The following is a 232-nucleotide window of genomic DNA, read 5'->3' as shown; positions in this document are numbered from 1 at the left end:
CCAATAATTGTTTTTTTCCAAAGAGAAGCATCACCTGCTGGCTTGCCGATTTTAAAATCGTCATTCACAAACATCACTCCATGACCAATAAAACACTCTTTTCCGATCGTTACTCCGGTGCAAATAAATGTATGAGACTGAATCCTGCAGTTATCTCCAATTACTACGCCTTTTTGTATTTCAGTAAATGGACCGATAAAGCAACCACTTCCAATAATACAATCATACAAAT

At 36.6% G+C, this 232-nt stretch carries 1 protein-coding gene; it reads right to left on the bottom strand.

Annotated elements, in window-relative coordinates:
* Positions 1–232, bottom strand: a 232-nt coding sequence (locus tag CWC11_RS22560) for a DapH/DapD/GlmU-related protein (RefSeq protein WP_283241044.1), incomplete at both ends; no start/stop codon positions are given.

Source organism: Pseudoalteromonas sp. S3178 (assembly GCF_005886985.1).
Lineage (GTDB): Bacteria > Pseudomonadota > Gammaproteobacteria > Enterobacterales > Alteromonadaceae > Pseudoalteromonas > Pseudoalteromonas carrageenovora.
The sequence above is the reverse complement of the archived record's forward strand: the minus strand, read 5'-3'. Positions and strand labels throughout refer to the sequence as shown.